The sequence below is a fragment of the Mesorhizobium sp. M1A.F.Ca.IN.022.07.1.1 genome, assembly GCF_003997575.1.
Lineage (GTDB): Bacteria > Pseudomonadota > Alphaproteobacteria > Rhizobiales > Rhizobiaceae > Mesorhizobium.
On the sequence record NZ_RZST01000400.1, the window covers coordinates 1 to 4,784 of the forward strand.

A 4,784-nucleotide genomic window follows, 5' to 3' on the forward strand; every position below is an offset into this window, starting at 1 on the left:
GTGCTGAAGATCCCGGGCATCGCCGTCGGCGGCTATCCGAAGGGCCTTTTCGCCACCATCATCGCCGTTGTGCTCGCGACGCCGGCGCTCTGGCTGTTCGCCTATGGCTCAGCGCTGATCGCGCGCAAGAACGGCTTTGCCGTCATGGCGCGCGCCGCCGAGCCGGAACCGCGCGAGCAGGACGATCTGCTCTTCGATGAGGATGAAGACGAGGGCGACGAAGGCATTCTTGCGCTCGGCGCCATCACCCATTGGTGGCTGTCCTTCCGTGCATGGATGCATCGGCGTGCCGCGCGCCGCAGGCAGGAGCGTGACGAGTTCGAGCCTCAGATTGAGCCGCGGGCCAGCGCCTGGCGCCGCGCCGCCGAACGGGTCGAATCGGCCGAGTACGCCGAATCCAGGATGAGCCCCGGCGGCCGCGCCCGTGTCGAGCCGGAATTCTTCGCCGCAATGGTCAACGACCGCAGCGCTTCGGTCGATCCCGTGGACGACAATGTCTTCGACGACGAAGAGGCCGATATCGACGACTTCGACGACGAGGAGCCGGTCCAGCGCCGCGCCAATGTGCGCAACTTCCGCTCGGACGCGGCGACGCGCGTGGAGGCGCCTGCGCCGCGCCCGGTGCAAGGCGCACGCGTTCAGCGCGAGGCGCAGACCTCGCTCATCGGCTCCGGCACGTTCGAGATGCCGTCGCTGCATTTCCTGTCCGAACCGAAGAACGTCGCGAAAGACCCGAGCCTGTCGAAGGACGCGCTGGAGCAGAACGCAAGGCTGCTCGAAGGCGTGCTCGAGGATTTCGGCGTCAAGGGCGAGATCATCCATGTCCGCCCGGGTCCGGTCGTCACGCTCTATGAGCTGGAACCTGCGCCCGGTATCAAATCCTCGCGCGTCATCGGCCTTTCCGACGACATCGCCCGCTCGATGAGCGCGATCGCCTGCCGCGTCGCCGTCGTGCCCGGCCGCAACGCCATCGGCATCGAGCTGCCGAATGCCAAGCGCGAGACAGTCTATCTGCGCGAGATCATGGCGAGCCGCGACTTCGAAACCACCAAGGCGAAGCTCGCTTTGGCGCTCGGCAAGACCATCAACGGCGAGGCGGTCATCGTCGACATCGCCAAGATGCCGCATGTGCTGGTCGCCGGCACCACCGGCTCGGGCAAGTCGGTCGCCATCAACACCATGATCCTGTCGCTGCTCTACCGGCTCACCCCCCAGGAATGCCGGCTGATCATGATCGATCCGAAGATGCTCGAGCTCTCGGTCTATGACGGCATCCCGCATCTGCTCACGCCCGTCGTCACCGATCCGAAGAAGGCGGTGGTGGCGCTGAAATGGACGGTGCGCGAGATGGAAGACCGCTACCGCAAGATGTCCAAGGTCGGCGTGCGCAATGTCGACGGCTTCAACGCACGCGTCAGCCAGGCCGAGAAGAAGGGTGAGAAAATCTCGCGCACCGTGCAGACCGGCTTCGACCGCCAGACCGGCGAGGCGATCTACGAGACCGAGGATCTCGACCTCGAGCCGATGCCCTATATCGTCGTCATCATCGACGAAATGGCCGACCTGATGATGGTGGCCGGCAAGGACATCGAAGGCGCGGTGCAGCGCCTGGCGCAGATGGCGCGCGCCGCCGGCATCCATGTCATCATGGCGACGCAGCGCCCGTCGGTCGACGTCATCACCGGCACCATCAAGGCCAATTTCCCCACCCGCATCTCCTTCCAGGTGACGTCGAAGATCGACAGCCGCACCATCCTGGGCGAGCAGGGCGCCGAGCAGCTGCTCGGCATGGGCGACATGCTCTACATGGCGGGCGGCGGCCGCATCCAGCGTGTCCACGGTCCCTTCGTCTCGGACGACGAGGTCGAACGGATCGTCGGCCATCTCAAACTGCAGGGCGTGCCGGAGTATCTCGACGCCATCACCGAGGATGACGAGGAAGACGACGAGGACGGCGCCTCGGGCCGGGGCGGTTCCGGCGGCGGCGGTGGGGGCGGCAATTTCGAGGATTCCGACGATCCCTACGATCAGGCGGTGGCCGTGGTGCTGCGCGACGGCAAGGCCTCGACCAGCTACATCCAGCGCCGGCTGGGCATCGGCTACAACCGCGCGGCGTCAATCATCGAGAAGATGGAGAAGGAAGGCATCGTCGGCCCGGCCAACCACGCCGGCAAACGCGAGATTCTCGTTCCCACCGAGGACGATAAGTTCTAGCCCGGCGAGGCCTACGGGAGGCGGCCGGCAACTTTGAACCCTCTGGCGCGTTGATGCGACCAAGCGCCGTGCGACCCGCCAAACTTAGGCCCAACTGGCGGTCCAGAGACAGCGACCAAGGCAAATCACAGGAAGTGACCGGCATGAAGACCCAGACAGATTTCGCTCCGACCCGCCGACAGCTGCTCGGCCTTGGCCTGGTGCTCGCTGGCGCCGCCGCCATCAATGTCGTGCCGGGCTTCCAACTTCTGGCCTTGGCTCAGGCCGCCGTTCCGCCGGCGGCGCAAAAGATCGCCGATCATTTTTCCTCGGTCAAATCGATGAGCGGCGAATTCGTTCAGTTCGGCCCGAAGGGCGAGCAGACCGGCGGCAAGTTCTTCCTCGAACGTCCCGGCAAAATCCGTTTCAACTATGACGGATCGTCGAATTTCCGGGTGATCTCCGACGGCAAGTCGGTCGTCATCCTCAACAAGAAGCTGAACACCTCCGACCTCTATCCGCTGTCGAAGACGCCCTTGAAGCTTTTGCTCGACGACCGGATCGATCTCTCGGGCGGGCGCGTGAAGGCCGTCAAGGAAGAAGACGACCTCACCACCATCCAACTCTCCGACAAGTCGGTGTTCGGCAACGCCAAGATCACCATGATGTTCGATCCGAAGACCTATGAACTGCGCCAGTGGACGATCACCGACGCACAGGGCAAGGACACAACGGTGATGATCTTCAACGTCAAGGAAGGCGTCTCCATTCCGGACGGCACCTTCGCGATCGATTATACGGCGAACCGCGAGCTCAATACCAAGACGCGGTAGGTCCGCCCATATTCAGGGCAGGGCCGGCTTGCAGCGCGGGCCGGCTTGTCTTTATGGCGCGTGGCTGGCAGTAGATCGGCGATCTTTTGCCGGACCTGCCTGAATGCCCTTCACCATAGCCACCTGGAACATCAACTCGGTGCGTCTGCGCATGCCGATCGTCGAGCGGCTGCTCAAGGAGCACGCGCCGGACGTGCTCTGCCTGCAGGAAACCAAGGTCCCGGACGAGCTGTTTCCGGAAAAGGCTTTCCGCAAGGCCGGATACCAGCACATCCTGTTCCACGGCCAGAAAGGCTATCACGGCGTGGCGACGGTGGCGCGCCGGCCGATCGCGCTGGTCGAGAAGCGGCGTTTCTGCGAGATCGACGACAGCCGGCATCTCTCGGTCAAGGTCCAGGCCGGCGGCAGGTCGATCCTGCTGCACAATTTCTACGTTCCGGCCGGCGGCGATGAGCCCGACCCGGAGATCAACCGGAAATTCCGCCACAAGCTCGATTTCGTCTTTGAGATGAACAGCGTGCCGGCGAGCGAGCACGATGCCTCGATCCTGGTGGGCGACCTCAACATCGCGCCGCAGGAGCATGACGTGTGGTCGCACAAGCAATTGCTCAACGTCGTCAGCCACACGCCGGTCGAGACCGAAAACTTCGAGGCGATGCGGCGGGCCGGCGGCTGGGTTGACCTGATGCGGCTCAACGTGCCGGCCGAGCAAAAGCTCTACACCTGGTGGAGCTACCGCGCGAAGGACTGGCAAGCATCGGACCGCGGCCGGCGGCTCGACCATATCTGGTCGTCCGCCAATCTGGTGCCGAGCTTTGCCGGTTACGAGATTGTCAAGGCGGCGCGCGGCTGGGAGAAGCCGTCGGACCATGTGCCGGTCATCGCTAAGTTTGAATTGGATTGAGCGCTATCAATCGGCAGAGACGCTGCGGCGCGTCTATTCCGTAAACCGTGGCGCGAGCTCCTCGATGCGGGCGATCATCTCTTGGAATTCCTCCAGGATGCGCTCATGCAGCTGCACCGCGAGCTCCGGATATTCCTCGAGGATGCGGCGAAACATCTTTCGGCTCAAGCGGATAACTTCCGAATCGATCGCGGCCGAGGCGCTGGTCAGCCGGTTGGTGTCGGCGATAAGGGCCAGTTCGCTGAGCATGGCGCCGGGGCCTGCCGTGCCGATCGGGACGCGTTCGCCGGTGCCTTGCTCGCGATAGAGGACTATGCGCCCGCTGACGACGATATAGGCCGAGTCGGCCACGTCATCCTCGCGGTAGAGCTTGTGGTCGGCCTGCAGAAAAGTGGTCTCGGCGCCGAAGGCCAGCAGGCGCAACTGTTCCTGCGTGAAGCCCTGAAAAAGCTTCACGGCGGACAGGATGCGGATGTCGTCATCCAGCGCCATGCTAGCTGTGTCCCCGAGCGGTCAGTCCAGTCCCTCCTTTGGAGCGCCGTCTCCTTGCGGGAGCGCGCACTCCAACTTTCAATCACGCATCGTGCGATGCGTGCAGCGAGCCGATCCATCACCCTCCAGCATCAGGATCGTACCCGAGGCAATCCCGCCCGACCGCCTATCTGTTTGGTTCGACGCAATTCCGATCGGAAAACCGCTTTCACACTTTTCCTGGAATCGCTCTAGATCATGAAATGTTTAAGGAACCAGCTTGTAGCCGCCGCTTTCTGTCACAAGAATTTCGGCATTGGAAGGATCGCGCTCAATCTTCTGGCGCAGCCGGTAGACATGGGTTTCCAGCGTGTGGGTGGTGA

The 4,784-nt window shown here is 63.4% G+C and carries 5 protein-coding genes; 3 read left to right on the forward strand and 2 right to left on the reverse strand.

Translation table 11 applies throughout. The features are described from left to right. The 3 genes from EOA75_RS28900 to EOA75_RS28910 form a co-directional block, all read left to right on the forward strand. On the forward strand, positions 1 to 2,214 hold a 2,214-nt coding region (locus EOA75_RS28900), incomplete at its 5' end, for a DNA translocase FtsK (RefSeq protein WP_164747624.1). Positions 2,215 to 2,357: 143 nt separating this feature from the next. Then, the gene (locus EOA75_RS28905; RefSeq protein WP_066998340.1) at positions 2,358 to 3,026 is read left to right on the forward strand and encodes an outer membrane lipoprotein carrier protein LolA; all 669 of its coding nucleotides are present in this window, start codon (positions 2,358 to 2,360) and stop codon (positions 3,024 to 3,026) included. A gap of 103 nt (positions 3,027 to 3,129) precedes the next feature. Then, a complete protein-coding gene (locus EOA75_RS28910; protein ID WP_127325760.1) occupies positions 3,130 to 3,930 on the forward strand; it encodes an exodeoxyribonuclease III in 801 nt (266 codons plus the stop codon). Between the two features lie 33 nt (positions 3,931 to 3,963). Here EOA75_RS28910 and EOA75_RS28915 read toward each other — a convergent pair whose 3' ends face one another. Then, on the reverse strand, positions 3,964 to 4,422 hold the full coding sequence (locus tag EOA75_RS28915; RefSeq protein ID WP_067322970.1) for a cyclic nucleotide-binding domain-containing protein: 459 nt from the start codon (positions 4,420 to 4,422) through the stop codon (positions 3,964 to 3,966). A 246-nt stretch (positions 4,423 to 4,668) separates the two neighbouring features. After that, the coding region (locus EOA75_RS28920) for a winged helix-turn-helix domain-containing protein (protein ID WP_164747625.1) at positions 4,669 to 4,784 on the reverse strand (116 nt) is incomplete at its 5' end.

What these genes read in the sequence shown, in the direction of transcription:
- EOA75_RS28910 (WP_127325760.1), top strand. Translation starts at nt 3,130, where the DNA reads ATGCCCTTCACCATAGCCACCTGGAACATCAACTCGGTGCGTCTGCGC.
- EOA75_RS28915 (WP_067322970.1), bottom strand. Translation starts at nt 4,422, where the DNA reads ATGGCGCTGGATGACGACATCCGCATCCTGTCCGCCGTGAAGCTTTTT.
- EOA75_RS28905 (WP_066998340.1), top strand. Translation starts at nt 2,358, where the DNA reads ATGAAGACCCAGACAGATTTCGCTCCGACCCGCCGACAGCTGCTCGGC.